Below are 23570 nucleotides of genomic sequence, written 5' to 3'. Positions count from 1 at the left end.
ATGCCGACACCTCTCGTTGTCTCCGACGTCGCCAAGAGCTTCACCATGCATCTGCGTGATGGCATCAAATTGCCGGTCGTCGCCAGCGTTTCCTTCTCGATCAGGGCTGGCGAATGCGCCGTGCTTGGCGGCCCGTCCGGCGCCGGCAAGAGCTCGATCCTCAAGATGCTCTACGGCAATTATGCCGTCGACGAGGGCCAGATCATCGTCCAGCACGAGGACGAACTGATCGATCTCGCCAACGCCAGTCCGCGCACGGTGCTTGCCGTGCGCCGGCAAACGATCGGCTATGTCAGCCAGTTCCTGCGCACCGTGCCGCGCGTTTCGGCCCTCGATGTCGTCGCCGAACCATTGGTCGAGCGCGGCGCGGAGCGCGAGGCAGCCAGAGCCAAGGCACGCGCCTTGCTGGCGCAGCTCAACCTGCCGGAAAAACTCTGGGCGCTGCCGCCGGCGACCTTCTCCGGCGGCGAGCAGCAGCGCGTCAACATCGCGCGCGGCTTCATCACCGAGCACCCGATCCTGCTGCTCGACGAGCCGACCGCATCGCTCGATGCCACCAACCGCGACGTGGTGATCGAACTCATCGCCACCAAGAAGGCGGCTGATGTCGCCCTGCTCGGCATCTTCCATGACCACGATGTGCGCGAGGCGGTTGCCGACCGCATCATCGACGTCACCGCTTTCGCTCCGGGAAAAATCGCGGCATGACGAGAAAACTGTCGGAAACGTCGCTGATCCATCCGACGGCGGAGGTCGAGAATTCGACGCTCGGCCGCTGGACCGAGATCGCCGACCGCAGCCGGGTCTCGGAGAGCATTCTCGGCGACTATTCCTACATGATGCAGGATTGCGCCGTCTGGTGCGCAACCGTCGGCAAGTTCTCCAACATCGCAGCCGCCGTGCGCATCAACGCCACCAACCACCCGACATGGCGGCCGACGCTGCATCATTTCACCTACCGCGCTTCCGACTATTGGGACGACGCCGAGCACGAAACGGAATTCTTCGCCCAGCGCCGCGCCAGGCGCGTCACCATCGGCCACGACACCTGGCTCGGCCACGGCTCGACCATCCTGCCCGGCGTCACCGTCGGCGATGGCGCCGCGGTCGGCGCCGGCGCGGTCGTGTCGAAGGATGTCGCGCCCTACACCATCGTCGGCGGCGTGCCGGCAAAACCGATCCGCGAGCGCTTCGACCGCCGAACCGCGGAACGCTATCAGACGCTTGCCTGGTGGGATTGGGACCACGCAAGACTGCGCGCCGCCCTCGACGATTTCCGCGAGCTGGAGGCGGAAGCCTTTTTGGAAAAATACGGCGGATAGCTCATCACATTGTCGTCATAAGACCGGCCCGATTCACATCCCTGACACAGGGTAGAGACAAGACGCGGTCTTCCCTGGAGATCGCAATGCCCCACATCCGACCCTCACTCGCCGGCTTTTTCGAAGGCCTCAATCCCAAGCCACCTGTGCATCTCGGCACCCGCTACGACACATCAGGCAATTTCCTGTTCGAGCCCGGCAACACGGTCGTCAGCCACCTAGTCAGCGGTTCGCCGTCCGAGGCCGTCGTGCTTGCGGTGCGCGAGAAGATGCTGGCGATGCCTGACGCCGATCGGCTCGCTTTCACGCCCATCTCCAGCCTGCACATGACGCTGTTCCAGGGCATCATCGAATATCGTCGCCGCCTGCCCTACTGGCCGCACGACGTGCCGCTCGACACCAGCATCGACGCGATGACCAGTCTCTATCTGGAACGCTTGAAAGGCTTCGAGGGCCTCACCCCGTTCAACATAAAAGTGATAGAGGTCGTGCCGACCGGTCTCACCGTTGCCGGTGCGACCGATGAAGACAGGCGTGTCATGAGTGCATGGCGCGACGCGTTGTCGGTGCCGTTCGGTTACTGCCACCCCGACCACGACAGCTACATCTTCCACATCACCTTCGCCTACCAGATCAAGCGTCTCGCCGATGACTGGGCTGCCGCATGGCAGGACCTCTTCGACAACAGTCTGGCGCTTTTCGAGCGACAAGCCCAGGTGATCGAAATCAAGCCGCCCGCCTTCTGCAGCTTCAACGATATGAACCATTTCGAAGAGCTGCTGACCTTCGGGCGCCCTTAACTCACATCTGTGGAACGTAACAAAACTGACATGCAGGCGACACGGCAGGTTCATGTGGCTGCGTTAGGCGAAAGCCTGACGATCAATATGGTCCGCACCGGAACCTGCCATGTCAGCAAGCTCTGCCACCCTCGAAATCCGCGGCGTCTCCCGCCGATTTGGCAAGAACACCGCCGTCAGCGCCATCGACCTGTCGATCCCGCAGGGCCAGATGGTCGGCATCATCGGCCGTTCGGGCGCCGGCAAGTCCACCCTTCTTCGCATGATCAACCGTCTCATCGACCCCAGCCAAGGGTCGATTTTTTTTGACGGTGCCGAGGTTTCCCGGCTGCGCGGCTCGCCGCTTCGGCGCTGGCAGCGCGACTGCGCCATGATCTTCCAGCAGTTCAATCTTGTGCCGCGCCTTGATGTGCTGACCAATGTTCTGCTCGGCCGGCTCAATCATCGCTCGACCTTCTCTAACCTGCTCGGCATGTTCACCCGCGCCGAATGCGCCGAGGCGATCGCAGCGCTTGAACGTCTCGACATTGCCCGCACCGCATTGCAGCCGGCCGGCACGCTGTCCGGCGGCCAGCAGCAGCGCGTCGCCATCGCCCGCGCCATGATGCAGCAGCCCAAGGTGCTGCTCGCCGACGAGCCGATCGCTTCGCTCGACCCGCTCAACGCCAAGGTGGTGATGGACTCTTTGCAGGACATCAATCTGCGCGAAGGCATCACCGTCGTCACCAATCTGCACACGCTGGACACCGCCCGCACCTATTGCAACCGCATCATTGGCATGGCGGCCGGCAAGATCGTCTTCGACGGCCCGCCGGAAGCACTCAACCGCGAAGCCGTACGCCAGGTCTATGGCGCCGACGCCAATGGCGCCGAGATCTCCGAGGCCATCACCTCGACCAGCATCGCCTACAAGCAAAAGATCGAAGCATCCGCCAGCCCGCTCGAACCCGCATTCCCGGGTTATTGAGCGGCTGGGATCGCCAGCCCGCGTCAAGGGCATCTGTCAAGATCAAGAACGCTGCCGGCGCGGGGCCGGAATCTACAGGAGAGACAAAATGTTCAGGAAGATGGTATTCGGCGCCGTATCGGTGCTCGCCATGGCAACCAGCATGGCTCACGCGGCCGACCTCAAGGAATTCCGCGTCGGCATCCTCGGCGGTGAAAATGAAACCGACCGTCTGCGCAACTACCAGTGCCTGGCCGACCATCTGAAGACCGAATTCGGCTTCGAAAAGGTGTCGCTGTTCCCGGCCGCCGACTATGACGGCGTCATCCAGGGGCTGCTCGGCGGCACGCTCGACTTCGCCGAACTCGGCGCTTCCGGTTATGCCAGCGTCTACATCAAGGATCCGAAGGCGGTCACCCCGATCCTCACCACCCAGCAGACCGACGGCGCCACCGGCTATTATTCGATCGGCCTGGCGCTGAAATCCTCTGGTATCACCGACATCAAGTCGGCCAAAGGCAAGAAGCTCGGCTACGCCGATCCGGATTCGACCTCTGGCTACCTGATCCCTCTGACCCAGATCCCGAAGGAGACCGGCGCTTCCAACGACGCTTTCTTCGCCTCGACCCAGTTCAACGGCGGCCATGAGAACAACATCCTCGCCGTCCGCGATGGCAAGGTCGACGTTGCCGTCGACGATTCCTCGGGCATCGGCGACTTCAAGAACGGCTACACCTCCGGCACCTTCCACAAGGTAACCGCCAAGAGCGCCGTCGACCCCAACGACTTCGTCGAAGTCTGGCGCTCCGGCCTGATCCCGAACGGTCCGCTGGTCGTTCGCACCGCACTCGGCGACGACATGACCGCCAAGCTCACCGCCTTCTTCACCGACCTGCCGAAGAAGGACAAGGCCTGCTTCGAAGGCGTCGAAGGCGGCGATTTCACCGGCTATGTCCCGGTCAAGCCTGACTTCTACAACGTCATCGTCGAAGCCCGTAAGGCAGCCATCGGCGGCTAACGGCAAAATCAGAAAGGGCGGCGTTCTCCGGCGTCGCCCTTTTTGCATGTCCCGATCATGACCATGTCAGCGACAGCCCGCTCCGACGCGACCTTGCAGGTAGCCAGTGCCTGGCGGCGCCAGCTCTCGTTGCGGCGGCTTTACACCCTCCTCGGCATCGCCCTGCTGCTGGCCGCGACGCTTTCCAGCATGTGGTTCGCCGACGAGGCCAATGCCGGTCACTTCTTCGACCGGCTGCCGCATATCCTCGATTTCCTGAGCTGGCTGATCCCCAAGGACTGGAACGACGTCTGGCGGGCGCTGTTCGACATCGCCTCGCCCAATGACAAGGGTACGCAGGAATTCAACTTCCCGCTCGGCCGCGTCTATGTCTGGGGCAGCTTCTTCATCCCCGAATATTTCGAACTGATGTTGACCACGGTGAACGTGGCGCTGGTCTCGACCTTCATCGGCTTAATCTTCGCCGTGCCGTTCTCCTTCATCGCCGCGCGCAATCTGACGCCGCACCCGGTGCTGAGGCTTGTCGTCAAGCGATTCATGGAATTGCTGCGCGCCTTTCCCGAGATCGTCATTGCCGGCCTGTTCGCGGCCATCGTTTCGACCGGTCCGATCGCCGCCATCATCGCCATCGGCCTGCACTCGATCGGCGCGCTGGGCAAACTGTTCTACGAGATCAACGAGAACATCGACATGCGCGCCGAGGAAGGTTTGAGGGCGGTCGGCGGCAACTGGTTCGAGCGCGTGCGCTTCGCCGACCTGCCGCAGGTCCTGCCCAACTTCATGTCCTACACATTGCTGCGCGTCGAGATCAACGTACGTGCGTCGACCATCATCGGCGCCGTCGGCGGCGGCGGCATCGGAGAGGAGCTGAAATTGTCGATCTCGCGCGGCTTCGGCGCCAAGACGCTGGCGCTGGTTCTGCTGTTGTTCACGACGATCTTCATCGTCGACCAGTTCTCCGCCTGGCTGCGCCGCAAGCTGGTCGGCGAGCAAGCTTTTCTGATGAGCGCCTAATCATGGCAACGATGACCGCCGAGCAAATATCGTCCATCGAGGAGCGCTATCCCCAGGTGTTCCAGCGGCCGGCATACAAACGCTTCGGCCCGCTGTTCCTGTTCGGCGGCATCCTTCTCTACCTCGTCTACGCCTTGTGGTTTTTCAACCTGCCGCAGGTGATGCGCGACTCGCACTGGGAGCGCCTGCCGCTCTTCCTGACGCAATGGATCAGCTACGATCTGCAGCCTGAATTCCGCCTCGACCAGCCCGAGATCACGCCGAAGTACCCGCGCTTTTCAGCACTTGGCGAGAATCCAAATCCCGATTGGGTCGTCAAGAATGCGGACGGCACATTCACCGTCCTGATCGACGGTCCGGCCAAGTCCGTCACCTTCGACAAGACCAGGGCGACAATCACGGCCAATGGCGAGACGGTTCCCGTGGCGCTGACCAGCGGCAGGCCGGTGATATCTGGGGCGGTACCCGGCTGGATCACCGCGCATGACGACGAGATCGTCGCCAGGATGGGCTTTGTCGGCGAGGTGCGCGTCACCGTCGACCGAGTGAAGGTCCGCAAGCGCTTCCTCGGTTGGGCGAATTTCGTTTTCGACACGCGCTCGCCCTTCTTCGGCAAATCGGCCGGTGAAGTGATCTCGCTGATCTGGTCCGGACCCGAACTGAAGCCCGGCACCTCGAATCTCGCGCTGGCCGGCGACAACATCTGGAACAATGCACAGTGGCAGCACGGCGACGTCTGGACGAAGCTCTTGCAGACCATCGTCATGGCGTTTCTCGGCACGCTGCTCGGCGGCGTCGTCGCCTTCCCGCTCGCCTTCTTCGCCGCCCGCAACATCACGCCGAGCGGATTGCTCAGCCAGGTGCTCAAGCGCTTCTTCGACTTTATGCGCTCGGTCGACATGCTGATCTGGGCGCTGTTCTTCACCCGCGCCTTCGGCCCGGGGCCGCTGGCCGGCAGCGCCGCGATCTTCTTCACCGAGATCGGCACGCTTGGCAAAACCTATTCGGAAAGCCTCGAAAACATCGACGACAAGCCGCGCGAAGGCATCAAGTCGACCGGCGCCAACGGCTTGCTGGTTCAGCGCTATGGCGTGATGCCGGAAGTGATCCCGGTCTTCATCAGCCAGACGCTCTACCAGTGGGAATCCAACACACGCGGCGCCACCATCATCGGCGCCGTCGGCGCCGGCGGTATCGGCCTGAAACTCTGGGAAGCGATGCGCACCAACTCCAACTGGGCCAACGTCTTCTACATGGTGCTTTTGACGCTGCTTGTGGTGTTCATCTTCGACAACATCTCGAATTTCCTACGCCGCAGGCTGAGCCGCACGATCCATGATTATAACAGGGTCCAGACCGAGCGGGGGTGATTGAGGTAGGCTGCGATTGGCGTCGGCCCACCGCGGCTTCGTCATCCACGGGCGAAGCAAGGAGCGAAGCGACGCAGCGCAGACCCGAGGATCCATTCCGTGACGTCTGTGCCAGAGTGCAGCGGTGCAAAACATACCTACCGCTGCGGAGCGTGAAGGTCGCGGCATGGATCCTCGGGTCTCCGCCTCCGCTTCGCTACCGCTCCGCCCGTGGATGACGAAAGAGAGGGGCTTACGCAGCACCCCTCCACCCATCCCGGATATGCCTATACCCCTCCCGATAAACCGCCTCGGGCGTCTCGGCAAAATCCCGCCACACCTTGGTCGCCGCTGCCAGATCCTTCAGCGAACGCCCGAACGCCTCGATGGTCAGCCAGTCATCGTAGCCGCTCTTGCGGATGGCGGAGAACGTCTCTTTCCACGGAATGTTGCCGCGCCCCGGCACGCCGCGATCGTTCTCCGAAATGTGGATATGCACGACATTCCGGCGGTGCTTGGTATAGGCCCCGATCGGGTCGGCCTCCTCGATATTGGCGTGGAAAGTGTCGTACATCGCCTTGATGTGCGGCCGGTCGATGGCGTCGACGTGCTCGGAGAGGTCGGCCATCGTGTTGAGCAAATAACATTCGAAGCGGTTGAGCGCCTCCAACCCGATGGTGACACCTCGCTTGCCGGCATGGTCACCAATCGCGCGTTGCGAGGCGACCGAGCGCTTCTTCTCGGCCGCCGTCGGCCCGCTGCCGGAAAAGGCGCCAAGCGTCGAATGCAGCGGCCCACTTAGCCTGTCGGCACCGAGCGCCACACTGCAGTCGATCGCCCATTTCATATAGTCAATGCCGGCCTTACGGGTCGCGGCGTCGGGCGAGATCAAATTCATCGCCGGATCGCCCATTGCTGTGACAGCCGTTCGCTCCAGCCCGATGCGGTCGAGCATTTCGCCGAGCCTTCTGTAGTCGTCCGGCACACCGGCAAAGGTCGGGATCTCGACACCGTCAAAGCCTGTCGCCTTGATGTCGCGCAGCAGCGCTTCGTGCTTCTTCGAGACGCTGGTCGTCCACAAGAACATGCACATGCCGATTTTCATCGACACCACTCCCCATTTAACGGCGCGCTGGCTGTTGCCGCCAGTTCGCGCCAAGCCCCCTCATCCGGTCGCCTCGCCCTCGTTGACCGGCGGCGCGATTAAAGTTTCGTCCACGCTCCATTCTTCTTCGACGACTTCACGCAGGCCTCGATAAAAGCCATGCCTTCGACGCCGTCCTGAATGGTCGGAAACACGACCTCCTTGCCCGGCTTGCCACCCTTCTTGCGGGCCGCACGGATCGCCCGCGCCGCTTCCTGGTAGATGTTGGCGAAGCCTTCGAGATAACCTTCCGGATGTCCCGACGGCACGCGGCTGACGCGTCCGGCCACCGGCAGCGCGCCGGCGCCGTTGCGCGTGAGCAGTTGCTTGGGCTGGCCGAACGGCGTGTACCAGAGATAGTTTGGATCGGCCTGCACCCATTCCAGCCCGCCCTTCGAGCCATAGATGCGCAGCTTCAGCCCGTTCTCATGACCGGGCGCCACCTGGCTCGCCCAGATCATGCCCTTTGCCGGATGCGTCTTGCCGACCGGCTTGAAGCGCAGCATCACGTTGACATTGTCGTCGAGCTGTCGCCCCGGCACGAAGGCATCGAGATCGGCCGACAGGGAATCGAGTTCCAGCCCGGAGACGAAGCGGGCGAGATTGTAGGCATGGGTGCCGATGTCGCCGAGCGCGCCGCCAGCGCCCGCCTGTTTCGGATCGGAGCGCCACGCCGCCTGCTTCTGGCCGGTGGCGGCAAGGTCTTCGGTCAGCCAGTCCTGCGGGTACTCCGACTGCACGATGCGGATGTCGCCAAGCTGCCCCTTGGCAACCATCTCGCGCGCCTGCCGGATCATCGGATAGGCGGTGTAGTTGTGCGTCAGCACGAACACTTTGCCGGTCTTCTCGACGATCGCCGCAAGCTTCTTGGCCTCGACCAGCGTCGTGGCCAGCGGCTTGTCGCAGATGACGTGGATGCCTGCCTCGAGAAAGGCTTTCGCCGCCGGCACGTGCACATTGTTAGGCGTCACGATCGCCACCGCCTCGATGCCGTCCGAACGCTTGGCTTCGGCCTTGGCCATCTCGGCATAGGAGGCATAGCTGCGCGCCGGATCGAGCCCAAGCTCGGCGGCGGAAGCCTTGGCGCGCTCGGGATTGGCCGACAGCGCGCCGGCCACCAGAACGAAGTCATTGTCCATGCGCGCCGCGATCCGGTGCACCGCGCCGATGAAGGCGCCCTGGCCGCCACCGACCATGCCATAGCGGATCGGGCCGCCTCCTGCTTCCGACTTCGATGCGCCGACCATTTTTCTCTCCTCGTTGTTTGCCTCCCCCTCGAGGGGAGGTCGATCCGCGCAGCGGATCGGGTAGGGTCGCCGGACGTGGAGCTCGGCATGAACCGACCCCACCCGGCCCGTCGGACCACCCTCCCCTCGAGGGGGTGGGAAATCGCGTTAGATTCCCATCATCGCGCGCAGCAGCTTCTTGTCCGTCGTACCACTGGCGAAATCATCGAAGGCCCTCTCCGTCACCCGGATGATGTGGTGCTGGATGAAAGGCGCGCCTTCGGCCGCGCCGTCCTCGGGATGCTTGAGGCAGCATTCCCACTCCAGCACCGCCCAGGAATCGTAATCGTACTGGGTGAGCTTGGAGAAGATGCCGCCGAAATCGACCTGCCCGTCGCCCAACGACCGGAACCGCCCGGCGCGGTTGGTCCAGCTCTGGTAGCCGGAATAGACGCCTTGCCGCCCTGTTGGGTTGAACTCCGCGTCCTTGACATGGAACGCCTTGATCCGCTCGTGGTAGATGTCGATGAATTCGAGATAGTCGAGCTGCTGCAGCAGGAAATGCGACGGGTCGTAGTTGATGTTGCAGCGCTTGTGGCCGCCGACCGCCTCGAGGAACATCTCGAAGGTCGCGCCGTCGAATACATCCTCCGAGGGATGGATTTCGTAGCCAACGTCGACGCCATTGTCCTCATAGACATCGAGGATCGGCTTCCAGCGTTTGCCGAGTTCGCCGAAGGCTTCCTCGATCAACCCGGCCGGCCGCTGCGGGAAGGGATAGAGGTAAGGAAAAGCCAGCGAGCCGGTGAACGACACCGAAGCATTGAGCCCGAGATTGCGCGATGCCTTGGCGCCGAACTTCATCTGTTCGACCGCCCATTTCTGCCGTGCCTTCGGATTGTTGTGCACCGAAGGAGGCGCGAAGCCATCCATTTGCGCGTCATAGGCGGGATGCACCGCCACCAATTGCCCCTGCAGATGCGTCGACAGTTCTGTGATCTCGACACCGGCGTCGGCGCAAATTCCCTTGACCTCGTCGCAATAGGTCTTGGAAGACGCCGCTTTCTGAAGATCGAACAGGCGTGCGTCCCAGGTCGGGATCTGCACGCCCTTGTAGCCGAGGCCGGCCGCCCATTTGGTGATCGAGGCCAGCGAATTGAACGGCGCGGCATCGCCTGCGAACTGCGCCAGAAACAGCCCCGGACCCTTCATTGTCGACGGCATCGGCATCCTCCCAATTCATTTTCCAGGGACCAAGCATAGCGCCTGATGAAAGCAGGGCCAGCCTCTTTGGTCTTTTGTGATGTGCATTCTCGTATTGCCATTCTGGTATTACCAAATACCGAAAATGGGTCAAGCCATTTGACTCGCGAGCGCAGCAGCCGACACATCCCAAAATTTGGAATATATGCAAGCATAATCAACACAGTAAATGGGTGCCGCGTTCGCACGCCGGCAGTTCTTGCCGCGCGAAGAAAATTGCTGTAGACCTCCATTCAGGCCCAATTGGTCGAACCAGTTTGCGTAAAAATGCTGGAACGCCTTGGGGAGGAATCATGAGACGCGCTTCGGTGAGGCGCATCGCAGGCGAACTGGCACAGACGAATTCTGGGAAGGATAGACCATGCATCTTTCGACGCACAACTGGATGCGCGCGGAACCATTGGAGGTGACGCTGAAGCGCATCAAGAAATTCGGCTACGAGTCGATCGAGATTTCCGGCGAGCCCCAGCAGTACAAGACCAAGGAGACCCGCGCGCTGCTGAAGGAACACGGCATACGCTGCTGGGGTTCGGTGACGCTGATGCTGGGCGAACGCAACCTTGCTGCCAAGGACCAGGGCCAGCGCGAACGCTCGGTACAGTATGTGAAGGATGTGCTGACCATGGTCAGCGAACTTGACGGCGAGATCATCACGTTGGTGCCTGCCACCGTCGGCAAGGTGGTGCCGGACGGTACCGAGGAAGAGGAGTGGAAGTGGGTGGTCGACGCCACTCGCGAGTGCTTCACCCACGCCAGGAAGGTCGGCGTCAAGATCGCGGTCGAGCCCCTCAACCGCTTCGAGACCTATTTGTTCAACCGCGGCGCCCAGGCGCTGGCTCTGGCCGATGCGGTGAGCCCCGAATGCGGCGTCTGCCTCGACGCCTACCACATCCACATGGAAGAATTTAATGTCCATGACGCCATCCGCCAGGTCGGCAAACGCCTGTTCGATTTCCACGTCGCCGACAACAATCGCTTTGCCGCGGGACTCGGCCAGATCGACTGGCCACGCATCGTGCAGACGCTGAGGGAAGTCGGCTACGACGGCGCGCTGACCAACGAGTTCGTCGCGCCCGTCGACCGCACGCCGGCAGCACCCTATCCCGACATGGTCGAGCGCCACCCGGTCGACATCTCGCCCGAACAGCTGAAGTTCATCCAGGATCACGGCTCCAGCGTGCTGACGGAGAAATTCTACACCGACCAGATGCGCATCACCGCCGAAACGCTGCTGCCGCTGATCAAGTAGCCGATCCGATTTGGAATGCGCCCTTCCGCTCTGTCGGCGGCGGGGCCCGAGGATGACCATGCGCATCAGAAACGTCCAGGCCTGGTGGGTCCGCATACCGATCGAAGCCGCGAAGCAGCATCGCAGCGACTTCGGTCAGGTGACGACGTTCGACGCCGCCATCCTGCGCGTCGAAACCGATGACGGGCTGGTCGGCTGGGGCGAAGGCAAGAATGCCGCCGGCAGCGCCGGCAGCTATGGCGCGCTGGTCCACATGCTGAACCATGAGGTCGGGCCGCAGCTGATCGGCCGCGACCCGGCCGATATCGGCATCATCTGGGAGATGCTCTACAATGGCGTGCGCCACGAGACCGCCGCGCATGCCGGCCACGCCATGCCGCAACTGGCGCGGCGCGGCATGAGCGTTGCGGCGATCAGTGCCGTCGACATCGCGCTCTGGGATATTTTGGGCAAGTCGCTGGGCCAGCCCGTGTGGCGGCTCATCGGCGGCCGCAAGCTCGACCGCATGCAGGCCTACGCCTCCGGCGGCTGGGCCGCCGCCGATGCCATCGGCGAGCAGTTGAAGTCCTACATCGCCAGGGGCGGCTTCAAGGCGCTGAAGATGCGCGTCGGCGCCATGGATGGCGCCCCGCACATTTCCGCCGCCCGCGTCCGTGCCGCACGGCAGGCGCTCGGCCCCAATGTCGAGTTGATGGTCGACGCGCACGGCACCTATACGGTGGCCGAAGCCAAGCGCTTCATCAGCCTGGCCGGCGATCTCGATCTCGCCTGGTTCGAAGAGCCGGTCATCGCCGACGACAAGGCCGGCATGGCCGAGGTGCGGGCCTCGGGCTCGATCCCAATCGCCACCGGCGAAAGCGAAGCGACGCGCTACGCCTTCCGCGATCTCGCCGTGCTCAAATCCGCCGATATCTTCCAGCCCGATCCGGCTTTCTGCGGCGGCATCAGCGAAGCCATGAAGATCGGCACCATCGCCAGCGCCTTCAACCTTCGCTTTGCACCGCATCTGTGGGCCGGCGCGCCGTGCTTCTTCGCCGGCCTGCATGTGTGTGCCGCTTCGCCGGCCAGCTTCACCGTCGAATATTCGCTCGGCGCCAACCCGATGATCCACGATCTTATCGAAGAGACTGTCGAAGCAAAGGACGGTATGATAGCGATCCCTGAAAAGCCGGGTCTGGGATTCACCATTTCGGAGCGGTTCCTGGAGGCGCACGTGCTACGCGGTTGACGATGAAAGAAAAGAACCTTCTCGCCGAACTCGCCGCCTATCTGTTCTCCCATTCGGACAACGAGACCGGCCGCACGCCCTCGGAGCGCGAACTGGCCGAGCATTTCAGCGTCAGCCGCGGCCAGATCCGCGAGGCACTGGCCATTCTCGAAGCCATGCGCATCGTCGAACGTCGGGCCAAATCCGGCATCTATGTCGACACCCGGCAGGCCAGTGTCGAGGCATTGGCGCTGTTCGCACGCGCCGGGCTGCCGCTCGATCCCGTGCAAATCTACGAGACCGTGGAGCTGCGCAAGATCCACGAGATCAAGGCCGCCGAACTTGCCTGTTCGCGCGCCACTGAAGAGAATTTCGAGCGCCTGCGTGAGATCCTGAAAGCGTCGGAGGAGCGCATCGCCGCCGGCGAAGGGCTCGCCAAGGAGGACCGCGAATTCCACCTCGAAATCGTGCGGGCGACCAAGAACGGCGTCTTTCACAACATCTGCAGCGTCTATTATCTGATGGGCGAGCAGCGGCTGCCGATCTACTTCAACGATCCCGAGCGCTCAGTGCGCTCGCATGCCGAACACATCCAGATCTACGAGGCGCTGTTGCGCCGCGACGGCAACCTCGCCCAGGCGCTGATGAGCGCCCATCTGCAGGGCGCGGAAAGCTACTGGAAGGGCATCATCGAGGGCCACGGTGTGGAGCAGACAAGCGCCACGCTTGAAAAGGTCTGAGCATTCCGGAAAAGTGTGAAACGGTTTCCTTGGGAAAAATGTAGTGCTTTCCCTTGGGAACTGCGCCTTAAAGGAACAAGAACCCGATGCCCAAAATCCTGACGACGCACACGCTGCATCCGCGTGCTTCCGCCATGCTGGCGGGTGCCGGCGAACTGGTCGTCGCCTCGGCGCTCGATTCCGCCACGCTGACCAGCGAGGCGAAGAACGCGGACGTCATCATTGTGCGCGCGCCACTGCCGCCGGCGCTGTTCGAAAACGCGACCAAACTTCGGGCAGCGGTGCGCCACGGCGCCGGCCTCGACATGGTGCCGATGGAGGCCGCGGCCGCGGCCGGCGTGCTGGTCGCCAACGTGCCGGCGGTCAATGCGCGCTCGGTCGCCGAATATGTGATGTTTGCAGCCCTTGCGTTGCTTCGCCGCTTCCGCTCGGTCGACCGCGACCTGCGCGCCAGGGGCTGGAATGCCGGCCGCGACCACGCCAGCCATGCCAGCGAGCTTGCCGGCAAGACGATCGGCATCATCGGTTTCGGCGCTATCGGTCAGGCGGTCGCCCACATCGCCGCACACGGCTTCGGTCTCAACGTGGTGGCGACGCGCAGCATGCAGCCGGCGCCTGACCGGATCGGCTTCCTGTCGATCGACGCGCTGGTCGAACAGAGCGATATCATCGTTCTCTCCTGCCCGCTGACACCGGAGACGCGCGGCTTGATCAACCGCGAACGCATCACCAGGATGAAGCCGGATGCGCTGCTGATCAACATTTCGCGCGGGCCGGTGATCGATGACGAGGCGCTGATCGAGGCCTTGCGCAAGGACCGCATCGGCGGCGCCGCGCTCGATGTCTTTGCCACGCAGCCGCTGCCGGCAGATCACCCCTATTTCGATTTCGACAATGTCATCGTTACCCCACACATGGCCGGGATTACCGAGCAATCGATGATGCGCATGGGTGTCGGTGCCGCCGGCGAGACCTTGCTGGTGCTGGCCAACCGGCTGCCAGTCAATCTGCGCAACCCCGACGTTGTCGAGCATTATCGCAGGCGGTTTCCGGCCGACTGAGGTTTCGCCAAGCCGCCTCAATTTTCCCGGATTCGACGACGACCTTCGCCGCATGGTCAGAAACGTCGCAAGAATTCTTGTTCTGGTTGTCGGCGTCTGCGCGGCATTGGCTGAGGCTCGGGCCGATGGGCAAGGCAGCTACGTGCCCTGCGACAATGGCCTGCGTTGCGTGATGGCGCCCTGCCCTTCCATCAGCGCGTTCGACCTTGCCACCGGCAAGGTCGTCAAGGGCGTGTGGGTCGACACTGACGGCCTGCCGCAGCAGGACAAGGCGCTCGACCTCCCCGACAAGCTCTATGCCGGCAAGCTCGTTGTTACGGGTACGATTGAAAACCGGCAGCACAGCTTCGGCGGCACGCAGTACAGCCTGCCGACATTGGTAGCGACCGGTATCTTGCGCACCGCCAAGGACAGCGAACGCAAGCACTGTTCGTCGCGCTGATACCTGACGCCGGTCAGCGGCCAAGCAGTCCTTCGACTTCAGCCGCGATGCGCAGCAGATGATGGTCATGGCCATGCTTGGCCACCAGCATCAATCCAGCCGGCAGCGTCATGCCGGGCATCGGCACAGATATGGCGCAGAGGTCGAACTGGTTGGCGACCTGGGTATTGCGCAGAAGCAGGCCTTCGGTCTTGTCGCGCAACACCTCATCGCCTGCCATGGCGGCGATGGATGGCGCAACCATCGGCACGGTCGGCAAGGCGAGCACATCGATCGCCTCCAGCCGCGCGGCCATACCAGCGGCAAGTTCGCCGCGACGGCGGAGCGTCCTGATGTAAACCGAAGCGGGCACCGCCAGCGCGCGCGACAAAGGCCCGGCCACATGCGGATCGATCGGCACGGACGCTCCGGTTGCTAACCATTCCGCATGCACCTCCGCGCCTTCCATCGATGCGATGGTGCCGCGCTTCGTTGCCGCGCGCATCCCCGCGATGAGATCGTCTATCGACAGATCCGTGACGCGCGCGCCGGCCTTTTCGATCCTGCCGATACACCCCTCGAAGGCACTGGCGACTTCAGCCTGTGTCTCGCTGAACGGCACGCCCCGCGGAACGCCGATGCGCAGACCGGCAAGCGAGACCGGCTGAACGGCCATCGGCTCTTCTCCCGCCATGACCGCGTCAGCGATAGCGCAATCGGCAACGCTGCGGGCAAGCGGGCCGATCGAATCGAGCGTCATCGACAGCGGAAAGGCGCCGGACAACGGCACGCGCCGCGCCGTCGGCTTGAAACCGACCACGCCGTTGAGCGATGCCGGAATGCGCACCGAGCCGCCGGTGTCGGAGCCGATTGAGATGTCGCTCGTGCCCTCGCCAACGGCAACGCCGGCGCCCGAGGACGAACCGCCCGGGATCAGGCTGGCGTCACCTGCGTTTCCGGGCGTGCCAAAATGCTGGTTGTCGCCAATGGCGGTGAAGGCGAATTCGGTCATGTTGGTCTTGCCGACAATGACGGCGCCGGCCTGTCGCAGCCGCTTGACGATGGCCGCGTCGACGACCGCAGGCGCGGCGCTTCTCAGCATCAGCGACCCGGCTGTGGTCGGCTCGCCGGCGACATCGAACAGATCCTTGATTGACACGATGGTGCCGTCGAGCGGCCCAAGCGACACGCCAGCCCGTTTACGTGCGTCGCCGGCATCGGCCGCAGCCCGCGCAGCCTCGGCATAGACCTTGGTGTAGACCCTCTCGTCCGCGGCACGATTGGCAAGACGTGACAGGATGATTTCAAGGCGATCGCGGATTGATTGCATATCGATGTCGGACTCCGCCAAGGTAGAGCGTCTTTAAAGCAGTTCCAGGAGAAGCGTGTAGCGGTTTCCCTCCTGGGGAACTGCGCGGCCTTAAGGGCAGCGGAAGGGATAACCCGGCAAGCGTGCCTTTGCACCTGCCAACCACAGGAAGATGTTGATGCTGTACAAAGGCAGTTGCCACTGCGGAAAGGTGGCGTTCGAGGTCGAGGGCGAACTCGGTATGGCGGTGCGCTGCAACTGCTCGATCTGCCGGCGCAAGGGCGCGCTGTTGTGGGCCGTGCCACATGCGAGCTTCAAGCTTGTCGCCTGGGGCGACGACCTCGGCCGCTACACCTTCGGCAAGGCTTCGATGGCGCATCGTTTCTGCCGAACCTGCGGCACCCATCCGTTTGCGGAAGATGTCACACAGGGCGCCGAGCGGACGGCCTACATCAACATCAACTGTCTCGACGGCATCGATCTAACCGCCATCGAGGTCTTCGACTTCGACGGCCGCTCGGCCTGAAGCTTGTACGTTACCGCTACAAACGCCACAGCCCGAAAACCATGACGGTTCGCGGGCAGTCGCTTTAACGGGTGATGCCTGTCGGGGTGGGCCTATTCCGCGCTCTGCGGGCCATCCTGGCCAGCGCCTCGACCGTCCAGTCACGGTCGGATTGCAGGTGGGGCGAATAGCGGCGAGCACCTTGCCGACATCGGGATTGCGCACGGCCGCGATCCGGTGTGTGCGGAAGAGCTTAGCTGGCGTGCCGCAAGCTCACACCGCTGCCCTTGTCGAACAGCACGACCTTGTCCGCATTCCAGGCGAAGCGAACCGACTGCTCGATCGCCACATCGGTCCGCGCCGGCACGGTAGCGCGCAGCGTGGTGTCGCCGACCCTGAGCGTCAGGATCTTTTCGACGCCATGGTTCTCGACATCATGGACGCGTGCCTCGACCGGCGCGCCGCTTTCGAGATAGACATCCTCCGGACGGATGCCGAAGACGAGAGGGCGCCCTTCGGTCGCCGCACTCGCCTTGGCTCCCCCAAAAGTCTTGGCCCCGATTGTAAGCGGCAGCTCGAAATTCATCGGCGCCATCACCGCGCGGTTGTCGACCAGCCTGCCGTCGATGAGGTTCATCGGCGGCGAGCCGACGAAGCTCGCCACATAAGTGTCGCGCGGATTGTTGTAGATTTCGTGCGGCGTACCGGTCTGGACGATCCGGCCGTGGTTCAACACGCCGACCTTGTCGCCCATCGACATCGCCTCGATCTGGTCGTGGGTGACGAACAGGAAGGTGGCGCCAAGCTGTATCTGCAGGTTCTTCAGTTCCGTGCGCAGCGCCTCGCGCAATTTGGCGTCGAGCGCCGACAGCGGCTCGTCCATCAGGAACACGCGCGGCTTGCGCACGATGGCGCGGCCGATCGAGACGCGCTGCATCTCGCCACCTGAAAGACGGTCGGTCTTGCGGTCGAGCAGATGCTCGATCCGAAGTGTCTTGGCGGCCCGCGCAACGCGGTCCTTGATCTCGGCATCCGGCAGCCGGCGGATCTTCGGCTTCAGCGGGAATTCAAGGTTCTCGCGCACGGTGTAGCGTGGGTAGAGCGAATATTGCTGCAGCACCAGCGCCACGTCGCGCTCGGCAGCGCCCCAGTCGGCGACATCGACGCCGTCGATGAACACCTGACCTTCGCTCGGCTTTTCGAGGCCGGCGATCATGCGCAGCGTCGTCGTCTTGCCCGCGCCGGTCTCGCCAAGCAGCACGAAGAATTCGCCATCGGCGATGTCGAGATTGAGCCCGGTCAGCGCGGTGTGGTTGCCGAAGCTCTTGGAGATGTTTTTCAGTTGGATGTGGGCCATTACAATCTCACCCCAAGCGACTTGCCGCTCGCCGTGTCGAAGAAATGCGCTTGTGTCGGATCGATCCTGGCGAAGACCTTTTCACCTGGGCCGCCGACGAAGCCGCTCTTGGTGCGGGCGCGCAGCATTTTGGACCCAACCTTGAGATCGACGATGTCGAAGGAGCCGAGCGGCTCGACGATCTGCGTCTCGACCGGCACGAAGCCGTCCGCTGCTTCATGGCGTACCAGCACGCCCTCTGGCCGGATGCCGAGCGCAAGCTGGCCGCCGGCATGGCCGTTGAGCTTCGCCAGAAGCGCGCGCGGAAATTCGAAGCCGGTGGCTGCATCGCCCACCGTCACCGACGCAGCCGAGGCCTTCTCGCTCACCGAGGCCTCGGCGACATTCATCACCGGGCTGCCGACGAATTGCGCCACGAACAGATTGGCCGGATGCGAATAGACCTCGTCCGGAGAGCCGACCTGCTGCAGCACGCCCTCATGCATGATGACGATGCGGTCGGCCAGGCTCATCGCCTCGATCTGATCGTGGGTGACATAGATGGTGGTCGAGCCCTGCTTGATGTGCAGCCGCTTGATCTCGGCCCGCATCTCCTCGCGCAATTTGGCGTCGAGGGCACCGATCGGCTCGTCCATCAGCATCGCCTTCGGCCGTCGCACCAGCGCCCGGCCGATAGCGACGCGTTGCATGTCGCCGCCCGACAGCGCCGACGGTTTCTTGCCCAGCAGGTCTGTGATCTGCAGCGTCTTGGCGACCGAGCGCACTTCGCTGTCGATCTCTGCCTTGCTCTTGCGCGTTGCTCTGAGTGGGAACGCAACATTCTCGTAAACGCTCATATGTGGATAGAGCGAGAATGACTGGAACACCATGGCGATGTCGCGGTCGGCCGCCTTCAAATGCTGGACCGGCTTGCCGTCGATCAGGATGTCGCCGCCGTCGATTGTCTCCAGCCCGGCAATGGCGCGCAGCGTCGTCGTCTTGCCGCAGCCCGACTGGCCGAGCAGCACGATGAACTCGTTGTCCGATATTTTGAGGTTGAGGTCCTTGATAACCTGGACGGCGCCAAAGAATTTCTGGACGCCGCGAAGCTCGATCTGGGTCAATGCTGTGCTCCAGGATTTCGCGCATCTGCGGCATGACCCGTGCCGGCCTTTTCCTCCGGCGCGATCTTCGACGTGATGTTGAAGCCGATCAGGCCGATCAGGATGATGGTCACGCCATAGCTGTGCAGCAGCATGTTCCACGGCTGGCAGAGCGCGATGATGCCGAGCACCATCAGGATCTGCGAGCCGGGTTCGAGATATTTCTGGTTGATGGCTCGAAAGCTCATTTGCGGATCGCTCCGAAGGACATGCCGCGCAACAGATGATTGCGGAGCAGGAAGGTGAAAATGGCGACCGGCAGCAGGAACAGGAAAGTGCCCGCCGCAATCACAGTCCAGTCCGGCAGGCCGGAGCCGACCTGGCTGGGGATGAAGGGCGGTGCTGTCTGGGCACGGCGGCTGGTCATGATCAGTGCGAAGGCATATTCGTTCCACGCCGTGATAAAGCAGAAGACGGCGGTGGCGGCGATGCCGGTTGCGGCCTCGGGTAGCACGATCTTGAAGAAGGCTTCCATGCGCGTGTAGCCGTCGACCAGGGCGGCCTCCTCGTATTCCTTTGGAATCTCGTCCATGAAGCCTTTCATCAGCCAAACCGAGAAGGACAGGTTGAAAGCGGTGTAGAGGATGATCAGGCCGAGGTGGGAATCGTTAAGGCCGACCGCCCGGTACATCAGGAACATGGGGATGGCTACGACCACCGGCGGCAGCATGCGCGTCGACAGGATGAAGAAGAGCAGATCCGCCTCTCCCTTCACCTTGAAGCGCGAGAAGCCGTAGGCGGTGAAGGTGCCCATGCCGACGGCCAGTACCGTCGAGGTTATGGCCACGATCAACGAGTTCATGAAGCGGCTCGGATAGCCGGACCACTGCACCTGGCCCTTGCCGTCACGCACGATCTTCTCGCCGCCGTCGAAGACGACGCGCTCCCACCAGGGAGCGGCTGCATACTCCTCCGGCGACGCTGGGTTGCGCAGTTGCGAGCGCTTGGTGAACAGCTTGACGAAGGGCGATATTTCCGGCTGGAAGACGACCGTCGGCGGGATGGTGGTGGCAAGGTTGCGCGGCTTGAACGCCGTCGAGGCAATCCAGTAGATCGGCGCCAGGAAGATGATCGTCACCAACAGGACGGCGACGATTGCAACGCGGTTGAAACCGATTTCGGAAGAAGTGCGGACGGCGGCCATCTCAGCGCTCCTTCACCTTGTTCAGGTATTTGACGTAGATATTGGTAATGGCCAGCACCATGATCAGCACGATATAGGCCAGTGCGCAGGAGCGCCCGGTCTGCCATTCCTGGAACGCCATCTTGTAGAGCCGGATCGAGATCAGTTCGGCCGTTGGCTGGCTGGTCAGGATGTAAGCGAGATCGAAGGTCTTGAATGCCTCCATGGTGCGGAAAATGACCGCGATCATCAGGATCGGCGCGACCAGCGGGAGCGTGATGCGAAAGAAGGTGTAGAACGGCCCGGCGCGGTCGATCGCCGCCGCCTCGTAGAGATGCTTCGGCACCGCCGAGAGGCCGGCCAGCGACAGCAGCATGACAAAGGGCGACCACATCCAGATGTCGGTAAGCGCAACCGCATAGAGCGCCATTTTCGGATCCGACAGCCATTCGAAGGTGCCGAGGCCGAGCGCATAGTTGATGATGCCGAAAGACGGATCGTAGAGCAGTTTCCAGAACAGGCCGACGACCGCCATCGACAGCATCATCGGCAACAGAAGCAGCGTCGTCAGCAAGCCCTTCAGCGGAATGTCGCGGTTGAGCAGCATGGCGACGCCAAAGCCGACCAGCAACTGACCGGCGACCGAGATGATGACGTATTTCGCGGTGATGGCGAAATTGGACCACACATAGGGGTCGTTGAGCAGGTCGCGATAATTCTGCAGCCCAACGAAATTCGCCGCCGCATTGGTCGACGCGCGGAAATCGGTGAAGGAATAACCCAGCGAATAGATCAGCGGGAAGATGTTGAAGACGATCAGGAACAGGATCGTCGGAATGATGAAGAGATTGCGGATCGACATGTCGCTGAGGCCGCGTGCGGCGGCTCGTGAGGACCTGTCCAGCGTGGTGATCATCGTGGTCGCCAAGACCCTGCTCCCCGGTTCAAAAAAGAAAACGGAGGAGGCACCAATCGCCCCCTCCGTGAAGATGTCGGTTACTGCCCGCGACCGTATTTCTTGAACGTCGCGTTCCAATCGCCTGCGAGCGCGTCCAGCGTTTCCTTGGCGGAGCCTTCGCCGCCGATCATGTAGGGATAGACGCGCTGGTTGAGCTGCTGCAGCAGTTCGGCATATTCCGGCACCGCCCAGAAATCCTTCACCTTGAACATGGTCTCGTAAAAGGCCTTGTTGTACGGCGTGGCGTTCTGGAATTCCTCCGACTTGAGGACGGCGGCACTGCAGGTGTAGCCGCCGAGTGCCGCCCACTTCTTCTGGGTCTCGTCCTTGATGAACCATTCAAGGAACTTCGTCGCCTCTTCCTGCTTCTTGGAGTAGGAAACGATGGAGATGCCCTGACCGCCGAGTGCGGCGAACTGGTCGCCGCCGGGGCCGGCAGGATTGGCGAAGAAGCCGGTGTTCTTGGCGTTCGGGTTCGACGCCTCGTTGATCAGCGAGGGGAAGAACGCGAAGTAGTTCATGCTCATCGCGGCCAGGTTTTCAGTGATGGCCTGGTTGTCCTCGACGAAAAACGACTTGGCCCAGCCCGGAGGTGTGAACTTGTAGAGTTCCTTGTAGGCGTCGAGCGCCGCGATCGCCTTGTCGGAGTTGATGAAGCCATCGACCTTGTAGGTCTTATAGTCACCCAGCTCGCCGCCAAAGGAGAACAACGCGTTCTCAAAACCCATCGCCATCGCGTCATAGGAATTGTCGGTGTAGATAGCGATGCCGTATCGCTTCTGATCCGGCCGGTGGAAGAATTCGGCGATGTCGCGCAGCGCCTTGAAATCCTTCGGCACGTCGAGATCGTAGCCATACTTGGCCTTGAAGGCTTCCTTTTCCTTGGGATCTTCGAACCAGTCCTTGCGATAGGACCAGCCGACGGCGTCGCCTTCGAGCGGAATGGCCCAGTACTTGCTGCTGCCGCCCGGATATTCGGCATAGTATTTCACCGTAGCCGGCGCCATCACGTCGCCGACCTTGTGCTTGTTGAAGAAGTCGGTCAGGTCGACATAGTGGCCACCGGTCGAGCCGGCGCCGAGCCATTGCGAGTCGCCGACGACCATATCATAGGCGTCGCCATGGGCGTTGAACTCGGTGAAGGCCTTGGTCTGGAAGTCGGGCCACGGCGTGGTTTCAACCGTGATCTTGACGCCGGTCTCCTTCTCGTACTCGTTGCCGAGTTCCTGCAGGTAGTTGGCCGGATCCCATTCCGCCCAGAAGATGGTGAGTTCCTTGTCCTGCGCGTAGACGGACGTTCCGCAGGCAAGCACTAAGCCTATACCAGCAAGCAAGCTGGTCATTGTCTTGCGCATAATGTTTCCTCCCTTGTGCGCATTCTACCGTATCATGCGAGCCGGCAACGGGGCCGACCCTGGTAGTTCCTCCCGAGATCGCACCTTTCCGGTTCCAAGCCTCTCGTCTTGCCGGAAAATGGATCGCAGCTCTCACTTTCGATCCGCTTTTTCTCTCCTAATCTGGTATTACCAATTTTGGATAGCCGTCAAGCTCTTTCTTGGACCACAGCCGGAGCTTGTATGACCGGATTGTTCAGGTATCTGACTGTTTTCCCTTAATTTTCCTACTCCTTGATATAGGCTGCTCTTGTTTTGGTACTTACAGCCCGGTTAACATCGGTAATGGCCGCTCAAATCTGGTCGAACCAGATTGGCGCTATTTCGCCACTGCCGCCGACCTAACCGCATCAGCTTCTGTCATCGATTCCGCCATCGCCGCGCGCACCAGGGCGCTCGCTGCCCATTGCGCGACCGACCGCATGCCACGGCTGTCGAGCCCCCATATATCCTTGAGCACGATCAGCAATTCGACGCCGAACATCATCGATAGCGCCTGCGCCAGGCGCTTGAATTCGCGCGGCGGGAGCTGCCCCTTGAGCGGCGCAATGGCATCCTTCAACAGCTGGACGCGATGGCCTCGGGTGAACTGCGGCTCGCCTCCCAACGTGCCCGCCTGGCGCTGCGCCCACTGGTCGAGCGACAGTTTCAGCGCTGCCTTGAAGGTTGCCTCGAAAGCCTCGATGCGCGGCATGGCGGTGTCGAACAGTTCGGCGACGCGCCGCTGTGGATCTTGCGAGGCCGATTGCCAGGTCAGGATGGGGCCGAGCCCCTCGTCAACCACTGCCTGCACCAGGGCTGCCTGGCTCGGGAAATAGCGATAGGCGGTGGCGCGCGACACTTCAGCCGCTTCCGCGACTTCGCTCACTGACGGATTGACGCCCGCCTGCATCAGTCGCGTCGCCGTCTCCAGCATCAGCCGTTTTGTGCGGGCACGTGGGCCGCGTTCGGCAGCCTCCTTGGCGTCGTCGTTCACTGCGGCTTGTTGACGTGAGACATTCATATCAATACGATACGCGCGT

General features: G+C 62.4%; 24 protein-coding genes. 13 read left to right on the top strand and 11 right to left on the bottom strand.

What is annotated here, in order from left to right; genetic code table 11:
• From phnL to phnE (ACWGTO_RS02955), 7 genes are all read left to right on the top strand, one after another.
• A complete protein-coding gene (phnL, locus tag ACWGTO_RS02985) occupies positions 1 to 708 on the top strand; it encodes a phosphonate C-P lyase system protein PhnL (protein WP_454573363.1) in 708 nt (235 codons plus the stop codon).
• Positions 705 to 1322: a DapH/DapD/GlmU-related protein gene (locus ACWGTO_RS02980; protein ID WP_454573362.1), complete on the top strand. Its 618-nt coding sequence runs from the start codon at positions 705 to 707 to the stop codon at positions 1320 to 1322. Before phnL ends, ACWGTO_RS02980 begins: the two co-directional genes overlap by 4 nt.
• Before the next feature lie 86 nt (positions 1323 to 1408).
• Entirely contained in the window at positions 1409 to 2122 is a 714-nt protein-coding gene (locus ACWGTO_RS02975) for a DUF1868 domain-containing protein (protein ID WP_454573361.1), read from the top strand.
• Between the two features lie 109 nt (positions 2123 to 2231).
• Positions 2232 to 3089, top strand: a complete 858-nt coding sequence (gene phnC, locus ACWGTO_RS02970) for a phosphonate ABC transporter ATP-binding protein (RefSeq protein WP_454573360.1) — start codon at positions 2232 to 2234, stop codon at positions 3087 to 3089.
• An 88-nt stretch (positions 3090 to 3177) separates the two neighbouring features.
• Positions 3178 to 4086: a phosphonate ABC transporter substrate-binding protein gene (gene phnD / locus ACWGTO_RS02965; protein WP_454573359.1), complete on the top strand. Its 909-nt coding sequence runs from the start codon at positions 3178 to 3180 to the stop codon at positions 4084 to 4086.
• Between the two features lie 57 nt (positions 4087 to 4143).
• Positions 4144 to 5100, top strand: a complete 957-nt coding sequence (gene phnE, locus ACWGTO_RS02960; RefSeq protein WP_454573358.1) for a phosphonate ABC transporter, permease protein PhnE — start codon at positions 4144 to 4146, stop codon at positions 5098 to 5100.
• A gap of 2 nt (positions 5101 to 5102) precedes the next feature.
• Positions 5103 to 6470, top strand: coding sequence for a phosphonate ABC transporter, permease protein PhnE (gene phnE / locus ACWGTO_RS02955; protein ID WP_454573357.1), 1368 nt, complete (start codon positions 5103 to 5105; stop codon positions 6468 to 6470).
• A 232-nt stretch (positions 6471 to 6702) separates the two neighbouring features.
• Here the strand turns inward: phnE (ACWGTO_RS02955) and ACWGTO_RS02950 are convergent, their stop codons facing one another.
• From ACWGTO_RS02950 to ACWGTO_RS02940, 3 genes are all read right to left on the bottom strand, one after another.
• Positions 6703 to 7554 carry a sugar phosphate isomerase/epimerase family protein gene (locus ACWGTO_RS02950; RefSeq protein ID WP_454573356.1) on the bottom strand — a complete coding sequence of 284 codons (852 nt, stop codon included), beginning with the start codon at positions 7552 to 7554 and terminating at the stop codon, positions 6703 to 6705.
• Between the two features lie 98 nt (positions 7555 to 7652).
• Complete coding sequence (locus tag ACWGTO_RS02945) at positions 7653 to 8840, bottom strand: Gfo/Idh/MocA family protein (protein ID WP_454573355.1); 1188 nt, start codon at positions 8838 to 8840, stop codon at positions 7653 to 7655.
• Positions 8841 to 8987: 147 nt separating this feature from the next.
• Complete coding sequence (locus ACWGTO_RS02940; RefSeq protein ID WP_454573354.1) at positions 8988 to 10043, bottom strand: sugar phosphate isomerase/epimerase family protein; 1056 nt, start codon at positions 10041 to 10043, stop codon at positions 8988 to 8990.
• A 400-nt stretch (positions 10044 to 10443) separates the two neighbouring features.
• Here ACWGTO_RS02940 and ACWGTO_RS02935 point away from each other — a divergent pair, with 400 nt between their 5' ends.
• From ACWGTO_RS02935 to ACWGTO_RS02915, 5 genes are all read left to right on the top strand, one after another.
• The gene (locus ACWGTO_RS02935; protein ID WP_454573353.1) at positions 10444 to 11331 is read left to right on the top strand and encodes a sugar phosphate isomerase/epimerase family protein; all 888 of its coding nucleotides are present in this window, start codon (positions 10444 to 10446) and stop codon (positions 11329 to 11331) included.
• A 58-nt stretch (positions 11332 to 11389) separates the two neighbouring features.
• Positions 11390 to 12559 (top strand): mandelate racemase/muconate lactonizing enzyme family protein, encoded by a 1170-nt coding sequence (locus ACWGTO_RS02930; protein ID WP_454573352.1) that lies wholly within the window; start codon positions 11390 to 11392, stop codon positions 12557 to 12559.
• 2 nt (positions 12560 to 12561) lie between these two features.
• A complete protein-coding gene (locus tag ACWGTO_RS02925) occupies positions 12562 to 13278 on the top strand; it encodes a FadR/GntR family transcriptional regulator (protein WP_454573351.1) in 717 nt (238 codons plus the stop codon).
• 86 nt (positions 13279 to 13364) lie between these two features.
• Entirely contained in the window at positions 13365 to 14339 is a 975-nt protein-coding gene (locus ACWGTO_RS02920; RefSeq protein WP_454573350.1) for an NAD(P)-dependent oxidoreductase, read from the top strand.
• Between the two features lie 52 nt (positions 14340 to 14391).
• On the top strand, positions 14392 to 14781 hold the full coding sequence (locus ACWGTO_RS02915) for a hypothetical protein (protein ID WP_454573349.1): 390 nt from the start codon (positions 14392 to 14394) through the stop codon (positions 14779 to 14781).
• A 13-nt stretch (positions 14782 to 14794) separates the two neighbouring features.
• On the opposite strand, the gene ACWGTO_RS02910 is transcribed toward ACWGTO_RS02915, so the two are convergent.
• The gene (locus ACWGTO_RS02910; protein ID WP_454573348.1) at positions 14795 to 16090 is read right to left on the bottom strand and encodes an amidase; all 1296 of its coding nucleotides are present in this window, start codon (positions 16088 to 16090) and stop codon (positions 14795 to 14797) included.
• A gap of 157 nt (positions 16091 to 16247) precedes the next feature.
• Between ACWGTO_RS02910 and ACWGTO_RS02905 the strand changes: the two genes are divergently transcribed.
• The gene (locus ACWGTO_RS02905) at positions 16248 to 16595 is read left to right on the top strand and encodes a GFA family protein (protein WP_454573347.1); all 348 of its coding nucleotides are present in this window, start codon (positions 16248 to 16250) and stop codon (positions 16593 to 16595) included.
• Between the two features lie 232 nt (positions 16596 to 16827).
• Here ACWGTO_RS02905 and ACWGTO_RS02900 read toward each other — a convergent pair whose 3' ends face one another.
• The 7 genes from ACWGTO_RS02900 to ACWGTO_RS02870 form a co-directional block, all read right to left on the bottom strand.
• Positions 16828 to 17931, bottom strand: a complete 1104-nt coding sequence (locus ACWGTO_RS02900; RefSeq protein ID WP_454573346.1) for an ABC transporter ATP-binding protein — start codon at positions 17929 to 17931, stop codon at positions 16828 to 16830.
• The gene (locus ACWGTO_RS02895) at positions 17931 to 19034 is read right to left on the bottom strand and encodes an ABC transporter ATP-binding protein (protein WP_454573345.1); all 1104 of its coding nucleotides are present in this window, start codon (positions 19032 to 19034) and stop codon (positions 17931 to 17933) included. The genes ACWGTO_RS02900 and ACWGTO_RS02895 overlap by 1 nt, the downstream gene beginning before the upstream one ends.
• The gene (locus ACWGTO_RS02890; protein WP_454573344.1) at positions 19031 to 19261 is read right to left on the bottom strand and encodes a hypothetical protein; all 231 of its coding nucleotides are present in this window, start codon (positions 19259 to 19261) and stop codon (positions 19031 to 19033) included. The genes ACWGTO_RS02895 and ACWGTO_RS02890 overlap by 4 nt, the downstream gene beginning before the upstream one ends.
• Positions 19258 to 20217, bottom strand: a complete 960-nt coding sequence (locus ACWGTO_RS02885) for a carbohydrate ABC transporter permease (RefSeq protein ID WP_142867318.1) — start codon at positions 20215 to 20217, stop codon at positions 19258 to 19260. Before ACWGTO_RS02885 ends, ACWGTO_RS02890 begins: the two co-directional genes overlap by 4 nt.
• A gap of 1 nt (position 20218) precedes the next feature.
• On the bottom strand, positions 20219 to 21124 hold the full coding sequence (locus tag ACWGTO_RS02880) for a carbohydrate ABC transporter permease (protein ID WP_454573343.1): 906 nt from the start codon (positions 21122 to 21124) through the stop codon (positions 20219 to 20221).
• Positions 21125 to 21192: 68 nt separating this feature from the next.
• Positions 21193 to 22509, bottom strand: coding sequence for an ABC transporter substrate-binding protein (locus ACWGTO_RS02875; RefSeq protein ID WP_454573342.1), 1317 nt, complete (start codon positions 22507 to 22509; stop codon positions 21193 to 21195).
• Positions 22510 to 22867: 358 nt separating this feature from the next.
• A complete protein-coding gene (locus ACWGTO_RS02870; RefSeq protein WP_454573341.1) occupies positions 22868 to 23551 on the bottom strand; it encodes a TetR/AcrR family transcriptional regulator in 684 nt (227 codons plus the stop codon).
• Positions 23552 to 23570: the final 19 nt, after the last annotated feature.

The organism is Mesorhizobium sp. PL10, assembly GCF_053714315.1.
This window is presented reverse-complemented; position numbering and strand designations above follow the sequence as displayed.

Coding starts and splice junctions, on each gene's coding strand:
- ACWGTO_RS02920 (WP_454573350.1), top strand. CDS start 13,365: ATGCCCAAAATCCTGACGACGCACACGCTGCATCCGCGTGCTTCCGCC.
- ACWGTO_RS02980 (WP_454573362.1), top strand. CDS start 705: ATGACGAGAAAACTGTCGGAAACGTCGCTGATCCATCCGACGGCGGAG.
- ACWGTO_RS02905 (WP_454573347.1), top strand. CDS start 16,248: ATGCTGTACAAAGGCAGTTGCCACTGCGGAAAGGTGGCGTTCGAGGTC.
- phnL (WP_454573363.1), top strand. CDS start 1: ATGCCGACACCTCTCGTTGTCTCCGACGTCGCCAAGAGCTTCACCATG.
- ACWGTO_RS02875 (WP_454573342.1), bottom strand. CDS start 22,509: ATGCGCAAGACAATGACCAGCTTGCTTGCTGGTATAGGCTTAGTGCTT.
- ACWGTO_RS02975 (WP_454573361.1), top strand. CDS start 1,409: ATGCCCCACATCCGACCCTCACTCGCCGGCTTTTTCGAAGGCCTCAAT.
- ACWGTO_RS02930 (WP_454573352.1), top strand. CDS start 11,390: ATGCGCATCAGAAACGTCCAGGCCTGGTGGGTCCGCATACCGATCGAA.
- phnC (WP_454573360.1), top strand. CDS start 2,232: ATGTCAGCAAGCTCTGCCACCCTCGAAATCCGCGGCGTCTCCCGCCGA.
- ACWGTO_RS02885 (WP_142867318.1), bottom strand. CDS start 20,217: ATGGCCGCCGTCCGCACTTCTTCCGAAATCGGTTTCAACCGCGTTGCA.
- ACWGTO_RS02925 (WP_454573351.1), top strand. CDS start 12,562: ATGAAAGAAAAGAACCTTCTCGCCGAACTCGCCGCCTATCTGTTCTCC.
- ACWGTO_RS02910 (WP_454573348.1), bottom strand. CDS start 16,090: ATGCAATCAATCCGCGATCGCCTTGAAATCATCCTGTCACGTCTTGCC.
- ACWGTO_RS02950 (WP_454573356.1), bottom strand. CDS start 7,554: ATGAAAATCGGCATGTGCATGTTCTTGTGGACGACCAGCGTCTCGAAG.
- ACWGTO_RS02935 (WP_454573353.1), top strand. CDS start 10,444: ATGCATCTTTCGACGCACAACTGGATGCGCGCGGAACCATTGGAGGTG.
- phnD (WP_454573359.1), top strand. CDS start 3,178: ATGTTCAGGAAGATGGTATTCGGCGCCGTATCGGTGCTCGCCATGGCA.
- ACWGTO_RS02890 (WP_454573344.1), bottom strand. CDS start 19,261: ATGAGCTTTCGAGCCATCAACCAGAAATATCTCGAACCCGGCTCGCAG.
- ACWGTO_RS02940 (WP_454573354.1), bottom strand. CDS start 10,043: ATGCCGTCGACAATGAAGGGTCCGGGGCTGTTTCTGGCGCAGTTCGCA.
- ACWGTO_RS02915 (WP_454573349.1), top strand. CDS start 14,392: ATGGTCAGAAACGTCGCAAGAATTCTTGTTCTGGTTGTCGGCGTCTGC.
- ACWGTO_RS02900 (WP_454573346.1), bottom strand. CDS start 17,931: ATGGCCCACATCCAACTGAAAAACATCTCCAAGAGCTTCGGCAACCAC.
- phnE (WP_454573357.1), top strand. CDS start 5,103: ATGGCAACGATGACCGCCGAGCAAATATCGTCCATCGAGGAGCGCTAT.
- phnE (WP_454573358.1), top strand. CDS start 4,144: ATGACCATGTCAGCGACAGCCCGCTCCGACGCGACCTTGCAGGTAGCC.
- ACWGTO_RS02870 (WP_454573341.1), bottom strand. CDS start 23,551: ATGAATGTCTCACGTCAACAAGCCGCAGTGAACGACGACGCCAAGGAG.
- ACWGTO_RS02945 (WP_454573355.1), bottom strand. CDS start 8,840: ATGGTCGGCGCATCGAAGTCGGAAGCAGGAGGCGGCCCGATCCGCTAT.